The organism is Klebsiella sp. KE9456 (assembly GCF_043832615.1).
In the GTDB taxonomy this organism is placed as follows: Bacteria; Pseudomonadota; Gammaproteobacteria; order Enterobacterales; family Enterobacteriaceae; genus Klebsiella; species Klebsiella indica.
Genome location: NZ_JBDYQK010000002.1, coordinates 1 through 17086, shown reverse-complemented (window position 1 = coordinate 17086; position 17086 = coordinate 1). Strand labels below are relative to the sequence as shown.

Here is a 17086-nt window from a genome sequence, read left to right as displayed (position 1 = left end):
AAACCAGAATCAACGCATATCCCAGAACAGATATTGTTGGCTGATCTTTTTTACCATCCAGAATGACAACAGACTAACTCATAATCAGAATAGATTTATTTGAAATAAAAATGCATGCATTTTATTTGTCAAACAGATAACTAGTAAAGCATTTCATATGGATAGGTAACTAAATGTTTTTTATGTGTAATCATGAAGAAAATTACGCTTATTGACCTTCCGTGGATGTGACATGTGTTGAAAATATCATCTTTATCTCTTCCATCTTGCTGACAAGTAAGATTTAATAAATGAGGCACCGATCATAAAAACATAATAAGTTACTTGCAGTAAATGAGTATTTTAATATCCGACAATGTTGAAGGTTTGATTTCAGATAGAGGTGTTATGAATTTATCCATTAGACAATTACGGGCATTCATTACCTTAACGGAAACTCAAAGTTTTACTCGTGCAGCGCATAAAATAAACCTTTCACAGCCTGCTTTTAGCGCACTGATCGCTACTCTTGAAGACGAAATTGGTTATCGCTTATTCGATCGTGATACCCGCAAGGTGCAATTAAATGCCAACGGTATTCATTTTATCGAAGTTGCGCGACGACTAATTCAATCCCATGACGATGCAGAAAATGAAATTAGAACTTATGCCACTGGTTATAAAGGCAAAATTGTGCTCGCGTTATTACCGTCTATGGCCGTGGAATGGTTGCCACAGGTGCTGGCTCAACATCACCATGAACATCCTGATATTAAAGTGGAACTACTGGATACACAATGGGATCGCTGCCTGAAAGCAATTCTGGACAAACACGCTGATCTGGCGTTGATGGCCGGTCAACCTTCTCCAGGAACCTTTAGGTCACGTATGCTGTTTGCTGATGATTTTTTTCTTATTTGCCACAGAACTCATCCGCTGGCACAACGACAGAATGTAGATGTTTCAGAAGTTGCACAATACACATTTGTTGGATTCTCTCAAGGGACCAGCATCCGCCAGTACACTGATCAACTGATGACGCCACACAGTTTTAACTATGTGCTGGAAGTGCGTCAGTTGACAACCATGATGGGATTGGTAGCGGCTAACTATGGCGTTAGTATCGTCACGGGATTGACGTTGTTTCAGTTCCAACATAAGGACATTGCTATCGTCCCATTCCGTGATTTATCGTTACAGCGCGGTATCTATCTGGTAACAGATAAAGAACGCCAACTGTCACAATGCGCCAAAGATTTTTATGATCTTTTGCTGACTAAAGCAGAGTGTTTTATGCCACGTTCAGTAAGTTGACCAACCAGACTGCAGGAATATTTATCCTGTTTATTGAACATCAAATAATAATAGTTTTTCCTGAGGTTAGTATTTATTAACACCATATACTTTAATTGAAAACCTAAGCGCAACATCACGTCGGAATGTACAACTTATACTTTGTATTTATACACTCCATAGTGAGCATCTCAATTTTCTCAGTTCAAGTTCGATCACTGTTCACCTCCGTGCGCTAATAATACAAATGACCTCATTTCCACTTTCATAGCATTCCTGTCAGTAAAAGCGCCAGGCCAAAGATCAACACCGCCAACGCGAAACAAATCCATGTTTTCTGATATTGTCCCTACGTTGTTTTCATCCATTCACTCCCCAAAAAACACCATCCCCTTATAGGGTTTCTCCCGGCAGGACGCCAGACGCCTGGCGAGATCGCCAACGTGCAACTCCAGCTTGTGACCGTCTGGATCGAGGAAGTAGTGCGATGCCCCTTCGCTTTTATTCACCTTCCATACCGCCACGCCAGCAACCTCGAGGCGGGCGGCAAAGCGGGCAAAATCCTCTTCCGCTATGCTAAACGCATAATGTGTGTAGTCGCTTTCCTCCGGCGGGGGAACGCGCCGTTGCGGATCCAGCGACAGACACAGCCAGAGATCGCCGCAGGAGAGATACGCACCGGTATCCCACGTCGCGTGCAATCTCATACCCAGAAGCTGCTGATAAAACATAATGGCTGGTGCCAGTTGGCTGACTGCCAGGGTCAGATGATTCAATCCGCTTAACATGGCTTATCCTCTAATGACATCACGATTTGCTGACGTAGCCACCGATGCGCCGGGTCACGGTGCCAGCGTTCATGCCACAGCATCAGCATATCAAATCCCGCCACCGCCAGCGGCGGTTCGACCACCGTCAGGCCGCCAGCGCCACGGACCAGCCGTTCCGGCAGCACCGCCACCAGCTCGCTATTGCGCAGGGTTTCCAGCATAAACAGAAAATGTGGCACAGAAAGCACAACCCGGCGGGTTAGCCCCAGGTTGGCCAGTGCGCTATCAGTCGCGGCGCTGAATCCTCCGCCTTCCGGCGAGACAATCACCTGTTCCAGCTGGCAGAACTGTTCCAGGCTTAACGCAGATTGCAGAGCCCAATGCCCCACTCTGCCCGCCAGCACGTAGCGCTCACGAAACAACAAACGCTGATGTAGTCCCGGCGGCGCGCCATCGTGAGTATGAAAAAACAGATCCACTTCATCTCGCTCCGCCTGCTGTATCAGCCGGGAAGGTTGCAGCCTGTATACCGCCAGACGACTGAGCGGGGAAGCAATTCGCAGCGCATTAATCACCGGTAGCAAAATTGCCGATGCCATATAGTCCGTCGCCGCCACTCGCCAGGTCTGCACCGCTGTCTGCGGATCAAACCCCTGAGCTGGCGTCACTGCCAGCTCCAGCGCCAGTAGCGCATCGCGCAGAGGACCGCGTAGTTCATCGGCGCGAGCGGTGGGCTGCATACCCCGCGGCCCAGGCAGCAGCAGAGGATCGGCAAATATTTCACGCAACCTTGCCAGTTGCACGCTAACCGACGGCTGCGACAAATTAAGGCGCTGCGCCGCACGGGTCACATTATTTTCACTGAGCAGGACATCAAGAGTGCGGAGCAGATTAAGATCCAGACGCTGGAGATTAGACATAACTATACCTGTTATTAAAGTAATTCATTTTTACTATAACGCCAGCCACTCTACTCTGCAGTTCTCCATTGCTCAGAGGTGCTCTCAATGAATGTGTTACTGGTTTATGCCCATCCTGAACCGCGTTCCCTTAACGGCGCGTTGAAAGATTTTGCCGTGCAGCGTCTGCACAATGCCGGTCACGAAGTTCAGGTTTCCGATCTTTACGCCATGCGCTGGAAGGCCGGATTTGATGCCGATGACAGCAGCGCCCCGCCGGTGGGGGCGTGCTGGCGAGCGACGCTGGATTCGCAATACGCCTTCGCTCATGGTACACAACGCGAGGATATCGTTCGCGAACAAGAGAAGCTACTGTGGGCCGATACGGTGATTTTTCAGTTTCCGCTGTGGTGGTTTTCTATGCCCGCTATCATGAAAGGCTGGATTGACCGGGTCTACGCTTACGGGTTTGCCTACGGCGTCGGCGAGCACAACGAAAAACACTGGGGCGATCGCTACGGTGAAGGGACGTTCGCGGGCAAACGGGCGATGCTGATCGTTACCGCTGGAGGGTGGGCGGAGCACTACTCGTCTCGGGGGATTAACGGCTCTATCGACGACATCCTGTTCCCTATTCAGCACGGAATCCTGTTCTATCCTGGCTTCGACGTACTGCCACCGCTGGTATTTTACCGTACAAATAAAATAGACGATTCACGCTTCGCCACATTGTGCGAGGAACTGGCCCGACGGCTGGATACGTTATCCGAAACCGCTCCGATTCCCTTCCGCCGCCAGAATCAGGGCGACTATCTGATCCCGTCGTTAACGCTGCGCCCGGAACTGGCGCCGGGAGAAAGCGGCCTTAGCATTCATCTCAGCCACAAGTGATCTTTCTGCAAGTTGCAGGACAAAACGATTAACCGTTTGCACAACGCTTGTGCTGGCCTCAAAAAGGCAAGGCTCAGGGATGAGCCGGGTCACCGTAGCCGAGGGCGACCCGAATTATTTTTTGAACATATACACTAAATAATACATACAACCGCAATCAAAGAAATAAAAAACCATAACGAACCAACCAGATAATCAAAGCTGCTAGAAACACGATGAATGTCAAAGTTTGTCACTGTGCTTATCGATAAATAACATTTTGTGATTTCAATCGCGGTTATTTTTTCCTTTTTCCCTATTTTGATTACACCCTTTAACCAACAAGAGGACGATGTAATGATACCTAAATCGATTTATCGTCTCATCGCCCAGGGTGGCCTGGACGACTGGTATAATTTGGATCACCGCATCACCAACGACTTCCCTCGTTAATTCTCCGCTGCTGCTTACTCTCTGAAAAATTAATTTATTACTGCGTTTAGTCGTTATTTGTCGCGCCTGTTATTTGTCGCCAGATAACTAAACGCGGCACAGCATTCCCATGGAGAAAATAAATGAAACGTATCCCTGAACCGTTCCGCATTAAAATGGTTGAAAACATTCGTATGACCACCTTTGACGATCGCGTGAAAGCCCTGGAAGAAGCGGGCTACAATCCGTTTTTGCTTAATAGTCAGGATGTTTATATTGACCTGTTAACCGACTCTGGTACCGGCGCCATGAGCGACCACCAGTGGGCCGGGCTGATGATGGGCGACGAAGCTTATGCCGGGTCGCGCAACTATCAGCACCTGTGTGAAAAGGTCAAAGAGATCATCGGCTATCCATACACCATTCCAACCCATCAGGGACGCGGCGCGGAGCAGATCCTGTTCCCGAGCCTGATTGCCCGCCGCAAGTCGGCGCATCCGGTATTTATTTCTAACTTCCACTTCGATACCACCGCCGCTCACGTCGAACTCAACGGTGCAAAAGCCATTAACGTGGTGACGCCGAAAGCCTTCGACACCACCTCCTGGTATGACTGGAAAGGCAATTTTGACATCGATTTGCTGAAAACGACCATCGCCGAGCAGGGTGCGGAAAACGTGGTGGCAATCATTACGACCGTCACCTGCAATAGCTCAGGCGGCCAGCCAGTATCGCTGGCCAATATGCGCGAGGTGTATCAGATCGCTCGTCAGAATAATATTCCGGTGGTGATCGACTCAGCCCGTTTCTGCGAAAACGCCTGGTTTATTAAACAACGTGAAGAGGGCTATGCCGATAAGTCGGTGAAAGAGATTATTCTGGAGATGTACCAGTACGGCGATATGCTGACCATGTCCGCCAAGAAGGACCCGATGGTCAATATTGGCGGGTTGTGCTGCTTCCGCGATGACGTAGCGTTATTCAACGAAGTGCGCATTCGCTGCGTGCCGATGGAAGGCTTTGTCACTTACGGCGGACTGGCGGGACGTGATATGGAAGCAATGGCTATCGGCCTGGAAGAAGGGACCAACGAGGACTATCTCGCTTATCGTATTAACCAGGTGGAATACCTTGGCGAACGCCTGCGTGAAAGCGGCATTCCGATTCAGTATCCGACCGGCGGCCATGCGGTGTTCGTCGATGCCAAACTACTGCTACCACATATCCCGCCAGAGCAGTTCCCGGCCCACGCCTTAAACAACGAACTCTACCTGGAGGCCGGAATTCGCAGCGTGGAAATTGGTTCCCTGCTGCTGGGGCGCGACCCGGAAACCGGCAAGCAGAAGTCGTCGCCAATGGAGCTATTACGTCTGACCATTCCGCGCCGCGTCTACACTAACGATCATATGGACTATATCGCTGACGCGCTGCTCGCCGTTAAGGCCCGTGCCGCAACGATTAAGGGCTTGACCTTCACCTATGAACCACCGGTACTGCGCCACTTCGTCGCCAGACTGAAGCCGGTGAAATAACCTCCCCATAGCGCTCCCGCAACGGGAGCGCCTTTAATCACAAGTCAGTACCAATACCCTCAATCACTCGGGTTGCGTCCGGGTAGCTGTTTGCGCAGCCTGTTATTTAATAAATATAGCCGCATGAGGAATACACCTTATGGCTACATTATCGGTTACAAAAAATACGCCATCGCTCATTGGCGGAGCGATGATCATTGGCGGTACAATTATTGGCGCGGGTATGTTCTCTTTACCAGTGGTGATGTCCGGAGCCTGGTTTTTTTGGTCGCTGCTGGCGCTCATATTAACCTGGTTTTGTATGCTTCACTCCGGATTAATGATCCTGGAAGCGAATCTGAATTATCATATTGGCGCCAGCTTCGACACAATTACCAAAGATTTACTGGGAAACGGTTGGAATATTATTAATGGTGCGACCGTCGCTTTTGTATTATATATTTTGACCTACGCCTATATTTCCGCCAGCGGTTCAGTTATTCAGCATACTTTCGCGCAAATAAATCTCGCTGTACCAGCGCGCTTAGGCGGCCTGGGGTTCGCGCTGGTGGTCGCCTTTATTGTCTGGCTCAGTACCAGAGCGGTATGCCGGATGACCACCATCGTTCTGGGTGCCAAAATTATAACCTTCTTTATGACCTTTGGCGGCCTGATGTGGCATGTTGAACCCGCCATTCTGTTCAACCGCTCGGAAGCCAATGCGACGTATCTGCCTTATGTTCTAATGACGCTGCCGTTCTGCCTGGCATCATTTGGCTATCACGGCAACGTCCCCAGCCTGATGAAATACTACGGTAAAGACCCGCTCATCATTCGCCGCTGCCTGCTGTTCGGTACGCTGATGGCACTGGTGCTGTATATTATCTGGCTGGTGGGCACTATGGGCAATATTCCGCGCCCGGCGTTTATCGATATCGCCGCGAAAGGCGGCAATATCGATGTACTGGTGCAAACCTTAAGCGGTCTGCTGAACAGTTCGACGCTGGATTTACTCCTGACCGTTTTTTCCAACTTCGCCGTCGCCAGTTCGTTCCTTGGCGTGACTCTCGGCCTGTTTGATTATCTGGCGGATCTGTTTAAGTTTAACGATAGTCGACTGGGACGTTTTAAAACCGCGCTGGTCACCTTTCTGCCGCCAATCGTCGGCGGACTGCTGTGGCCAAACGGTTTTATCTATGCCATCGGCTTCGCTGGTCTTGCCGCCACCGTCTGGGCAGCTATCGTACCTGCTCTGCTGGCGCGTACCTCACGTCGGCGTTTCGGCAGCCCAAACTATCGGGTATGGGGCGGTAATGCCATGATTCTGCTGATCTTATGCTTTGGCGGCGTCAACGCGCTAATTCATATTTTATCCAGCGTTAACCTGATGCCGGTTTATCGCTAAGTGAAAAACTGCTTTTACTGCCCTCACTTTTCGTGGCAGGATAACCGTTATGAACAGAAACGTTGTCGTTGCCTACTCGCGTCGTTGGTGGCTGCCTGTATAACAGGCGGCATGATTACGTTTCCTCTATTCAAAGCCGCCGGAAGGCGGCTTTGCTGTTTCTGAGTGGCGCCTTTCGGCCTGATTACACCGTAAGGAGTGACTCATGACCACCACACAAACTATTCTTACCGGCGATCGTCCCACCGGCCAACTGCACCTCGGCCATTACGTCGGCTCCCTGCGCCAGCGCGTACAGCTTCAGCATGACCATCAACAATTTATCCTGATTGCGGACCTGCAAGGGCTCACCGATAACGGTAATAACCCACAAAAAGTCAGCAGCAATATTCTTGAAGTGATGGCTGATTATCTGGCCGTCGGCATCGACCCGCAGAAAACCACCATCTGCCTGCAATCGGCCCTGCCGGCACTGGCCGAACTCAGCGCGCTGTACATGAATATCGTCACCGTCTCCCGCGTCGAGCGTAATCCCACGGTTAAAAATGAAATCGCCCAGAAGGGCTTTTCCCGTTCGCTGCCGGTCGGATTTTTAGCCTACCCCATTAGTCAGGCCGCCGATATCACCGCCTTCAAAGCCGAGCTGGTGCCTGTGGGCGACGATCAACTGCCAATGATTGAACAGACCAACGAGATCGTGCACAAAATGAATAGCCTGACGACAACACCGATATTGCGGCACTGTAAAGCCCTCCTCAGCGAAGTCAGCCGTCTGCCCGGCATCGACGGCAATGCCAAGATGTCGAAATCGCTGGGAAATACGCTCACGCTTTCGGCCAGCGAAGAGGAGATTCATCGTACGGTCAGCGCCATGTATACCGATCCCAATCATCTCCGGGTCGCCGATCCCGGCCAGACAAAAGGTAACGTTGTCTTCACGTATCTCGACGCCTTTCATCCTGATAAGGCATTGGTTGCAGACATGAAAGCGCACTATCAGCGTGGAGGGCTGGGGGACCGACAATGCAAAAATGAACTCGAGTCCTGTCTTCAGGCATTGCTGGCGCCGATGCGTGAACGTCGGGCAACCTGTATTCAGGATAAAGGTATGCTACTGGAACTGCTGCGCCAGGGAAGCAAGCGGGCGCATCAGTTAACACAGCAGACGCTGTATGAAGTGAAACGCGGCCTTGGATTACCGGTGCTGTTCTGAACGCCCCGGGCGCAGACGAAAACCGGGATTAATGACCGCTGTCGCCTTCGTGCAATTTCACGCAGTTGCGCCCATTGCGCTTGGCAACATACAATGCGCTGTCGGCGTCGCGCAGCAGCAGATTGTAATCCGGATGACCGGTGTGGGCGGCGTAGCCAATGCTGACGGTAAGCGAAACCTCGCTCTCCGCACCAACGTCAAACGCCAGTTGGCTAATTTTCTGGCGCAGACGATCGAGAATCGTAAAAGCTTCCGCCGCACCGGTCTCCACCAGCACCAGCAGAAACTCTTCGCCACCGTAGCGGAAGATATAGTCGCTGGAGCGGATATTATCGCTGATGAGCTCCGCGACGAGCTTGATCGCACGGTCGCCTACCATATGGCCCCAGTGATCATTGATCTCTTTGAAATGGTCAATATCAATAATGGCCACCGTCATCGGCAACTCATAATTCATCGCCAGGGCGACTTCATGCTTGAGAACCACCGGCAGATAACGGCGGTTCAACAGGCTGGTCAGCGCATCTTTGCCACCTTGCATCTGCGTTAAACTGCTAAAGAGAACAGCGAGCTGGCTGCCAATCTGCTGACAATGGATATGGATACCCTGTAACAGACTTTGGGTATTTTTATAGTCTGAGCCTTCCACCGAGGCTTTCCAGGCGGATAACAGAGTATCCACCTTGTTAATTAAGTCAGCGATTTCTTGCATTTGCGGATTTTTATTAAAATAACGCACGCATTTATGGCGGAACCACAAACCAAACTCCGAATCAGACAATAACGTACTGTTAATATCCGTTTTATTATCGCTGACAATATTAAAAATAGCGGTATTTTCCCATCCGGAGAGTGAAGCCTGCTGTTTTCCGTATTCCAGCGGCACGTTATCCATCAGACTATACAGGCGGTAAGCCTCTTCATTTTTTGTCGCCCGAGAGTGCGATAAAGTATAAGCATGACACATCATCTCTATCGCCATACTAATCGCCATGCTGGCGTAGTGGATGGCGGCGATGCTGGTTTCACGGTCAATGGCGCTATCGCGGATAGTTTCAATCAATCCGGCCTTCAACTGACGCGCGCCGCGCAGTACGGCCTCTGCCGGGATCCCGATGCGCGAATGAATGCTGCCGATCAGGTACTGCCGTTCCGCCAGCGCCTGCAGGCCCGCTTTCTCACATGTCAGGAGGTCTTTCACCCACCCGGCCAGCGAGCTACTGAGCCGCTCCTGGACTAAATCATAGGTGAGATACCGTGCGATATCCGGATCCTGGAAAATAAAGTCATAAAAACGGGTCGCTAACGCTTCCGCCTGCTGCCCCGCAATATTTTTAAGTACCGACTTCACTTCCGGCGTCAGGCTGTCGTACAACGGCAACCACTCCTTAAAAATAAGGGCAATATATTTTTGACTTTCATCTTTCATTGAATACAGCACTCGCCAGGCGTTAGTGTATTTTCAGGGCCGGAGATCATACAACAGTTCACCCAGGGTAACCAGATTAAAAATGCGCCAGCCAGCCAGCCAGCCAGCCAGCCAGCCAGCCACCAATAATATCCTCTGGTTATTAGCCATGAAGGCATTGCTTATCGATACGAAGATAAAATGAACTGACGCCCGGAGCCGTAATCTCAATAAATATCATGGGGAATATTGGCTCCCGGTTTCTTCTGCTGTTTTTCTGTTAACCTTGCAACAAGTCCATGCTTTGCATATGGACATATTTATTGCGGGTGCTAGTCTTGCCTTGACGGTAGAAAAAATATGCGTGTTTCATTTAAGGCGAGGATTGCTGATGATGACCACATTAATCGCACCTCCTTCTGACCGGTTAGCAGTTCCTCAGCCCCCCTGCGCCGACTGGCCCTTCCCTTCATTCCTCACTTCTCTGAAGAGACAGTACTTCACTATGCGAAGAAGAAACACGCGCCACTCAGCAAATGGAACAAAGCGAGTCGTGTATGGACAAAATCAAACGGCGTTGGGTTGGATTCACTGCGGCTTTACTGATGGTGATAGCCGCCGCGGCATGGTGGATGCTACGCCCGCCAGGGGTTCCGGCAGGTTTTGCCAGCAGCAATGGCAGAATTGAGGCGACCGAAGTCGACATCGCCACAAAAACCGCCGGACGTATCGCCACGATTCGGGTTAATGAGGGACAGTTTGTCCGCCAGGGCGAAGTCCTGGCCCGGATGGATATCCGGGTACTCAACGAACAGCGCCTGGAAGCCTCCGCACAAATTAAGGAAGCGGAAAGCGCAATCGCCGCTGCCAAAGCGCTGCTCGACCAGCGCCAAAGCGAAATGCGCGCCGCCGAAGCAGTGGTGAAGCAACGCCAGGCCGAATTAAATTCCGCCGCCAAACGCCACGCTCGCTCCAGCACGCTATCACAACGCGGCGCAGTCTCCGCTCAACAGCTTGACGACGATCGGGCGACAGCGGAAAGCGCCAGGGCAGCGCTGGAATCAGCAAAAGCGCAAGTGTCAGCGGCCAGAGCGGCTATCGAGGCGGCGCGAACCAACATTATTCAGGCCAAAACCCGGGTCGAAGCAGCTCAGGCCACCGAACGTCGAATCATCGCCGATATTGACGATAGCGAACTTAAAGCACCGCGCGATGGCCGTATTCAGTATCGCGTTGCTGAGCCGGGAGAAGTGCTGGCAGCAGGTGGTCGGGTGCTAAATATGGTCGACTTGTCCGATGTCTATATGACCTTCTTCCTGCCCACTGAACAGGCAGGTCTGTTGGCGCTGGGCAGCGAAGCGCGGATTATCCTTGATGCCGCACCGAATCTGGTCATTCCGGCCAATATCAGTTTTGTCGCCAGCGTAGCGCAATTTACCCCAAAAACGGTAGAAACCCGCGACGAGAGGCTGAAGCTGATGTTTCGCGTCAAAGCCCGCATTCCGCCTGAATTACTTGTACAGCATCTTGAGTATGTGAAAACGGGCCTGCCCGGCATGGCCTGGGTAAGGCTGGATAACCAGCAGACGTGGCCCGAAGCATTGACGGTGAGGGTGCCGCGATGAAAACGGTCGCCAGCCTGGAAAATGTGAGTCAGCACTTTGGCGCCACCGTCGCCCTAAAGGACATTACGCTGAATATTCCCGCCCGCGGTATGGTGGGGCTGATCGGGCCTGATGGCGTGGGTAAATCCAGCCTGCTATCGCTGATTTCCGGTGCGCGAGTGATTGAGCATGGTAGCGTCATGGTTCTCGGCGGTGACATGCACGATGCGCGTCACCGTCTGAATGTGTGTCCCAAAATCGCCTGGATGCCTCAGGGACTGGGGAAGAATCTCTATCATTCCTTGTCGGTATACGAAAACATTGAGTTCTTTGCCCGCTTATTCGGTCATGACAAGGCCGAACGCGAAAGCCGGATCAATGCGTTGCTGCACAGCACGGGGCTGACGCCGTTTCGCGACCGTCCGGCAGGGAAACTCTCCGGAGGGATGAAGCAAAAGCTTGGTCTCTGCTGCGCGCTTATTCACGATCCGCAGTTGTTGATCCTTGATGAACCCACTACCGGGGTCGATCCCCTCTCCCGGGCACAATTCTGGGATTTGATCGACAGCATTCGCCAGCGTCAGCCGGAAATGAGCGTACTGGTCGCCACCGCCTATATGGAAGAGGCGGAACGTTTTGACTGGCTGGTCGCGATGAATGCGGGAGAGATACTGGCGACCGGCAGCGCCGAAGAATTAAAAGCCCAAACGGAGAGCCGGACGCTGGAGCAGGCCTTTATTGCTCTGTTGCCGGAGACGCAGCGCCGGGCGCATAAAGAGGTGCTCATTCCGCCGCGCAACGCCGGGGAGAATGACATTGCAATTGAAGCTCGCGATCTGACGATGCGCTTCGGTAATTTTATCGCCGTTGATCATGTTAACTTTCGCATCGCCCGTGGCGAAATTTTCGGTTTCCTCGGTTCTAACGGCTGCGGTAAATCCACGACCATGAAAATGCTGACCGGGCTGCTACCGGCCAGCGAAGGCGAAGCGTGGCTGTTTGGCCAGCCAGTGGATCCTAAGGACATCGAAACCCGTCGTCGTGTCGGCTATATGTCGCAATCCTTTTCCCTCTATAGCGAGCTGACCGTCCGGCAAAACCTCGAACTGCATGCTCGCCTGTTCCATATTCCGGATATCGAGATCCCCGATCGGGTTGCTGAGATGAGCCGGCGCTTTATGCTGGAAGACGTTGTGGATACTCTGCCCGCCTCACTGCCATTGGGGATTCGTCAACGATTATCACTGGCGGTAGCGGTGATTCACCGCCCGGAAATGTTAATTCTTGATGAACCGACCTCCGGCGTCGATCCCATTGCCCGGGATATGTTCTGGCAACTGATGGTCGATTTAGCCCGTCAGGATCGGGTGACGATTTTTATCTCCACCCACTTTATGAACGAAGCGGAACGCTGCGATCGCATTTCGCTTATGCATGCCGGGAAGGTGTTAGCCAGTAATACGCCGCAGGCACTGGTCGAACAGCGTGGAACGGATAGCCTCGAAGCAGCGTTTATCGCCTGGCTACGGGAGGCAGCAGACGCCGCCCGGCCACCAGAGGTTGAGCGCGCACAGGGTCCTGTTAATGCACTTAAAAACGAAATGCCGCAACCGCGTCAGGCATTTAGCTTGTCCCGCCTGTTTAGCTACAGTCGCCGCGAGGCGCTTGAGTTACGCCGCGATCCGGTACGATCGATCCTGGCATTGCTCGGCACCGTGATCCTGATGTTTATTATGGGCTATGGGATCAGTATGGACGTTGAAGATCTGCGATTCGCGGTGCTCGACCGTGACCAGACCATCAGTAGCCAACGCTGGTCGCAAAATATCACCGGCTCACGCTACTTTATTGAACAAGCGCCGTTGCAAAGTTATAGCGAACTGGACAGACGAATGCGCGACGGCGAACTGGCGGTGGCTATCGAGATTCCGCCCAATTTCGGCCGCAATATCGCCCGGGGTACGCCGGTGCAAATTGGCGTGTGGGTGGATGGTGCGATGCCAAACCGGGCGGAAACAATACGCGGCTACGTGCAGGCAATGCATCTGGCCTGGCTACAGGAAATGGCTGCTCGTCAGTCGAGCCCCAAGCGCGATACTTCTCTGATTTCCATCGAAACCCGTTACCGCTATAACCCGGATGTGAAGAGTCTGCCAGCCATTGTCCCGGCGGTTATTCCACTGCTATTGATGATGATCCCGGCGATGCTCAGCGCGCTTAGCGTCGTTCGCGAAAAAGAGCTTGGCTCAATAATTAATTTATACGTGACGCCAACCACCCGTAGCGAATTTCTGCTGGGTAAACAGATGCCGTATATCGCTCTGGGGATGTTCAACTTCTTTCTGCTTTGCGGGCTGTCGGTATTTGTCTTTGGCGTGCCGCATAAAGGGAGCTTTTTGACTCTCATGCTGGCCGCGCTGCTCTATATCACTATTGCTACCGGGCTCGGCCTGCTGATCTCAACCTTTATGAAAAGCCAGATTGCGGCGATTTTTGGCACCGCGATCATCACGCTTATCCCGGCGACGCAGTTTTCAGGAATGATCGATCCCGTTGCCTCGCTGGAAGGGCCAGGCCGCTGGATTGGTCAAATTTATCCAACCAGCCACTTTCTGACGATTGTGCGGGGGACGTTTTCGAAGGCGCTGAATCTGACAGATCTATGGATGTCCTTTATACCTCTGCTCATTGCTGTTCCGCTGGTGCTTGGCCTGAGCGTATGGCTGCTGAAAAAACAGGAGGGATGATGCGCGGATTACGCAATATTTATAATCTGGGCGTGAAAGAGCTACGCAGTCTGCTAGGCGATAAAGCAATGCTGACATTAATCGTATTCGCTTTTACCGTCTCGGTATACTCCTCCGCCACCGTGATGCCCGGATCGTTGCATTTAGCCCCTATCGCCATCGCTGATATGGATAAATCCCAGCTCTCATCGCGTATTATTAACGGCTTTTATCGGCCCTGGTTTTTACCGCCTGAACTCATTACCGCTGATGAAATGGACGCGGGCCTGGATGCCGGGCGCTACACTTTCGCCATTAATATTCCGCCCGAATTTCAGCACGATGTGCTGGCCGGACGCCAGCCAGAGCTACAGGTTAACGTTGACGCTACGCGAATGAGTCAGGCGTTTACCGGTAATAGCTATATTCAGAATATCGTCACTGGTGAGGTAAATAGCTTTGTCGCTCGCTATCGGAATAACAGCTCGCTGCCGGTTGAGCTGAACGTCAGGATGCGTTTTAATCCGAACCTTGAACAAGAACGTTTCGGTGCGGTAATGGCGATTATCAACAATATCACCATGCTGGCGATTGTTCTTACCGGTTCGGCGCTGATACGCGAGCGTGAACACGGCACCGTGGAACATCTGTTAGTTATGCCGGTCACGCCGTTTGAGATTATGCTGGCGAAAATATGGTCAATGGGGCTGGTCGTGCTGGTCGTTTCCGGTCTATCCCTGATATTGATGGTTCAGGGGGTTCTTCAAGTGCCGATTGAAGGTTCCGTACCGCTGTTTATGCTGGGGGTGGCCCTGAGTCTGTTTGCCACCACCTCGATTGGCATTTTTATGGGGACGGTGGCGCGTTCAATGCCGCAACTGGGTTTGTTGATGATTCTGGTCCTTTTACCGTTGCAGATGCTCTCAGGGGGATCAACGCCGCGGGAAAGTATGCCGCAGGCGGTGCAGGACATCATGCTCACCATGCCGACAACCCATTTTGTCAGCCTCGCGCAAGCGATTCTGTATCGGAGTGCGGATTTCGCAATAGTCTGGCCGCAGTTTCTGACGCTTCTGGCTATTGGTAGTGTGTTTTTTACGATTGCGCTACTGCGCTTTCGTAAGACCATCGGTGCAATGGCATGAGCCAGTACCGTTATTGCAATATCAGGTAGTGGTATCTGCGTTATTTATTACGGTTCATAAAGCGGCGCAGCAGCCAGGTGAACCCCATTGCCATGCTGAATAAGATAAACAACAGTAGCACCCAACTGACTGAGATTCGCAGCAACGTATTTAGCGTCATAAAGGGCTGAAGATACACGGTAAATGAGTGATCTACAGGCTTTCCCAGCAGAGTCATAACGCCATCCGTCAGCCATACCAGCACCCGGCAGACCAGCCAGATAATCGCAGGCCAGCAGAGCAAAACCAGAAAGGTGAAACGCTCCTGAATATAAATTATCAGTTGGCGCAGAGGAGGACAGTTGATCAAAATTTTCATTTATATTCTATATTCTCATATTGCCAGCCGGTGACATACATCAGTCGTCAAAAGACGTTATCGGATTCACCGCCATACAGGTGATGCTTCCTATGTTTTATCAGATTTGAATTAACCTGAATCCGATCGAGTTAACAAAGTGTTAAGGACACTAAGACATTTGTCTGAAAAAGTCCAGCCATTACGCCATTGTTCTACATTAAGCGAGGGTATTGTCGCCATTTGTTAATATAATTATATTATCGTAACTAAATAATTATACTTAAAATAAGCCACACCGTATTCACATTCAACATTAAGACTTTTCCCTATATATTCATTCACTATCAGAACTAAAAAATAATAACACCATAAGGTAACCCATTGTATTTTATATATTAAATTAATATTATTATTTAGTTTCAAGCAATGATGTTGTTCTTAAAGACCATGTCTGAGAATAGCTTTTGCCTTGCATCGCCACAGCATTGGCTCTTTTAGTTACCGCCCGAAGTGAATGATATAAATTATTTTTATCAAAATCATACCCATGATTACCGTATAACTCATGAAGTTGCCTGTTACTGATAGCAGTACAACAGGTAGGCGTTGTTCTATCAGTCACAATCCGTTAGTTTTACTCCAGAAGCTAAAGTAAGATCTCAACCAGTGGCAACCCTTTCATTAATTTGCCACCTTTTAATCGAACTGCCAGGGGTAAAGTTTCCTCTCCTCAGCATTCAGACAACAGAATATGAAGGTATCTGAAAGCAAAAATGTTGTGGCATATTGAAAATATGGGGCAACAACACTTAGTCAGCCAGATCTGACCGCATCCCTAACCATTTTTTATTATCCTTAACGAAAAAGCCCATTCGTCAGGATGGGCTTAGACGACAAAAAGCAAAAGGCCCAGTCTTTCGACTGAGCCCTTTGCTTTATTTGATGCCTGGCAGTTCCCTACTCTCGCATGGGGAGACCCCACACTACCATCGGCGCTACGGCGTTTCACTTCTGAGTTCGGCATGGGGTCAGGTGGGACCACCGCGCTACGGCCGCCAGGCAAATTCTTTGTGCTCTGTCCTGTGTCTTTTGCGCTGATACTGCGTTGGCTGCTCTGGCGAGCGTCAGTCACATACCCGTGTATGCTCCTTCCGTCGCTGCGTTTGCCGCCTTGTCTCAGCGCAAAATCCTTCGGACTCTGAATCTAAGCTGAATATTGTCTCTCAAATCGCCAAAACATCTTCGGCGTTGTAAGGTTAAGCCTCACGGTTCATTAGTACCGGTTAGCTCAACGCATCGCTGCGCTTACACACCCGGCCTATCAACGTCGTCGTCTTCAACGTTCCTTCAGGAGACTCTAAGTCTCAGGGAGAACTCATCTCGGGGCAAGTTTCGTGCTTAGATGCTTTCAGCACTTATCTCTTCCGCATTTAGCTACCGGGCAGTGCCATTGGCATGACAACCCGAACACCAGTGATGCGTCCACTCCGG

Annotated in this window: 13 protein-coding genes and 2 rRNA genes; 9 read left to right on the top strand and 6 right to left on the bottom strand. The window is 51.1% G+C overall.

Annotation, left to right across the window (positions count from 1 at the left end; genetic code table 11):
- Positions 1-387 precede the first annotated feature (387 nt).
- Entirely contained in the window at positions 388-1293 is a 906-nt protein-coding gene (locus tag ABK821_RS02310; RefSeq protein ID WP_142503069.1) for a LysR family transcriptional regulator, read from the top strand.
- A 347-nt stretch (positions 1294-1640) separates the two neighbouring features.
- Here the strand turns inward: ABK821_RS02310 and ABK821_RS02305 are convergent, their stop codons facing one another.
- Positions 1641-2060, bottom strand: a complete 420-nt coding sequence (locus ABK821_RS02305) for a FosA family fosfomycin resistance glutathione transferase (RefSeq protein WP_138361798.1) — start codon at positions 2058-2060, stop codon at positions 1641-1643.
- Positions 2054-2962 (bottom strand): LysR family transcriptional regulator, encoded by a 909-nt coding sequence (locus tag ABK821_RS02300; RefSeq protein ID WP_138361797.1) that lies wholly within the window; start codon positions 2960-2962, stop codon positions 2054-2056. The genes ABK821_RS02305 and ABK821_RS02300 overlap by 7 nt, the downstream gene beginning before the upstream one ends.
- An 87-nt stretch (positions 2963-3049) precedes the next feature.
- Here ABK821_RS02300 and ABK821_RS02295 point away from each other — a divergent pair, with 87 nt between their 5' ends.
- The 5 genes from ABK821_RS02295 to trpS all read left to right on the top strand — a co-directional run bounded on the left by ABK821_RS02295 (position 3050) and on the right by trpS (position 8372).
- Positions 3050-3832 carry an NAD(P)H-dependent oxidoreductase gene (locus ABK821_RS02295; RefSeq protein ID WP_138361796.1) on the top strand — a complete coding sequence of 261 codons (783 nt, stop codon included), beginning with the start codon at positions 3050-3052 and terminating at the stop codon, positions 3830-3832.
- A gap of 336 nt (positions 3833-4168) precedes the next feature.
- Entirely contained in the window at positions 4169-4264 is a 96-nt protein-coding gene (gene tnaC / locus ABK821_RS02290; RefSeq protein WP_138361795.1) for a tryptophanase leader peptide, read from the top strand.
- Positions 4265-4386: 122 nt separating this feature from the next.
- The gene (tnaA, locus tag ABK821_RS02285; RefSeq protein ID WP_138361794.1) at positions 4387-5775 is read left to right on the top strand and encodes a tryptophanase; all 1389 of its coding nucleotides are present in this window, start codon (positions 4387-4389) and stop codon (positions 5773-5775) included.
- A gap of 139 nt (positions 5776-5914) precedes the next feature.
- Positions 5915-7159, top strand: a complete 1245-nt coding sequence (mtr, locus tag ABK821_RS02280) for a tryptophan permease (protein WP_343178646.1) — start codon at positions 5915-5917, stop codon at positions 7157-7159.
- Positions 7160-7364: 205 nt separating this feature from the next.
- Positions 7365-8372: a tryptophan--tRNA ligase gene (gene trpS / locus ABK821_RS02275; protein ID WP_138361792.1), complete on the top strand. Its 1008-nt coding sequence runs from the start codon at positions 7365-7367 to the stop codon at positions 8370-8372.
- A 28-nt stretch (positions 8373-8400) separates the two neighbouring features.
- Here trpS and ABK821_RS02270 read toward each other — a convergent pair whose 3' ends face one another.
- Positions 8401-9801, bottom strand: coding sequence for a diguanylate cyclase (locus ABK821_RS02270; RefSeq protein WP_138361791.1), 1401 nt, complete (start codon positions 9799-9801; stop codon positions 8401-8403).
- Positions 9802-10337: 536 nt separating this feature from the next.
- Here ABK821_RS02270 and ABK821_RS02265 point away from each other — a divergent pair.
- The 3 genes from ABK821_RS02265 to ABK821_RS02255 are packed head-to-tail and all read left to right on the top strand — an operon-like array spanning position 10338 to position 15255.
- Complete coding sequence (locus ABK821_RS02265) at positions 10338-11405, top strand: HlyD family secretion protein (protein WP_142503074.1); 1068 nt, start codon at positions 10338-10340, stop codon at positions 11403-11405.
- Positions 11402-14131: a ribosome-associated ATPase/putative transporter RbbA gene (gene rbbA, locus ABK821_RS02260; protein WP_343178645.1), complete on the top strand. Its 2730-nt coding sequence runs from the start codon at positions 11402-11404 to the stop codon at positions 14129-14131. Before ABK821_RS02265 ends, rbbA begins: the two co-directional genes overlap by 4 nt.
- A complete protein-coding gene (locus tag ABK821_RS02255) occupies positions 14131-15255 on the top strand; it encodes an ABC transporter permease (RefSeq protein ID WP_343178665.1) in 1125 nt (374 codons plus the stop codon). Before rbbA ends, ABK821_RS02255 begins: the two co-directional genes overlap by 1 nt.
- 40 nt (positions 15256-15295) lie before the next feature.
- Here the strand turns inward: ABK821_RS02255 and ABK821_RS02250 are convergent, their stop codons facing one another.
- From ABK821_RS02250 to ABK821_RS02240, 3 genes are all read right to left on the bottom strand, one after another.
- A complete protein-coding gene (locus tag ABK821_RS02250) occupies positions 15296-15613 on the bottom strand; it encodes a hypothetical protein (protein ID WP_138361788.1) in 318 nt (105 codons plus the stop codon).
- A 926-nt stretch (positions 15614-16539) separates the two neighbouring features.
- Positions 16540-16655 (bottom strand): 5S ribosomal RNA (gene rrf, locus ABK821_RS02245).
- A 192-nt stretch (positions 16656-16847) separates the two neighbouring features.
- Positions 16848-17086 (bottom strand): 23S ribosomal RNA (locus tag ABK821_RS02240); the annotation flags it as partial.

Bases quoted from the DNA above. Each gene is read 5' to 3' on its own strand.
- ABK821_RS02250 (WP_138361788.1), bottom strand. From the start codon at position 15,613: ATGAAAATTTTGATCAACTGTCCTCCTCTGCGCCAACTGATAATTTAT.
- ABK821_RS02265 (WP_142503074.1), top strand. From the start codon at position 10,338: ATGGACAAAATCAAACGGCGTTGGGTTGGATTCACTGCGGCTTTACTG.
- ABK821_RS02270 (WP_138361791.1), bottom strand. From the start codon at position 9,801: ATGAAAGATGAAAGTCAAAAATATATTGCCCTTATTTTTAAGGAGTGG.
- ABK821_RS02295 (WP_138361796.1), top strand. From the start codon at position 3,050: ATGAATGTGTTACTGGTTTATGCCCATCCTGAACCGCGTTCCCTTAAC.
- ABK821_RS02300 (WP_138361797.1), bottom strand. From the start codon at position 2,962: ATGTCTAATCTCCAGCGTCTGGATCTTAATCTGCTCCGCACTCTTGAT.
- mtr (WP_343178646.1), top strand. From the start codon at position 5,915: ATGGCTACATTATCGGTTACAAAAAATACGCCATCGCTCATTGGCGGA.
- trpS (WP_138361792.1), top strand. From the start codon at position 7,365: ATGACCACCACACAAACTATTCTTACCGGCGATCGTCCCACCGGCCAA.
- tnaA (WP_138361794.1), top strand. From the start codon at position 4,387: ATGAAACGTATCCCTGAACCGTTCCGCATTAAAATGGTTGAAAACATT.
- ABK821_RS02305 (WP_138361798.1), bottom strand. From the start codon at position 2,060: ATGTTAAGCGGATTGAATCATCTGACCCTGGCAGTCAGCCAACTGGCA.
- tnaC (WP_138361795.1), top strand. From the start codon at position 4,169: ATGATACCTAAATCGATTTATCGTCTCATCGCCCAGGGTGGCCTGGAC.
- rbbA (WP_343178645.1), top strand. From the start codon at position 11,402: ATGAAAACGGTCGCCAGCCTGGAAAATGTGAGTCAGCACTTTGGCGCC.
- ABK821_RS02255 (WP_343178665.1), top strand. From the start codon at position 14,131: ATGCGCGGATTACGCAATATTTATAATCTGGGCGTGAAAGAGCTACGC.
- ABK821_RS02310 (WP_142503069.1), top strand. From the start codon at position 388: ATGAATTTATCCATTAGACAATTACGGGCATTCATTACCTTAACGGAA.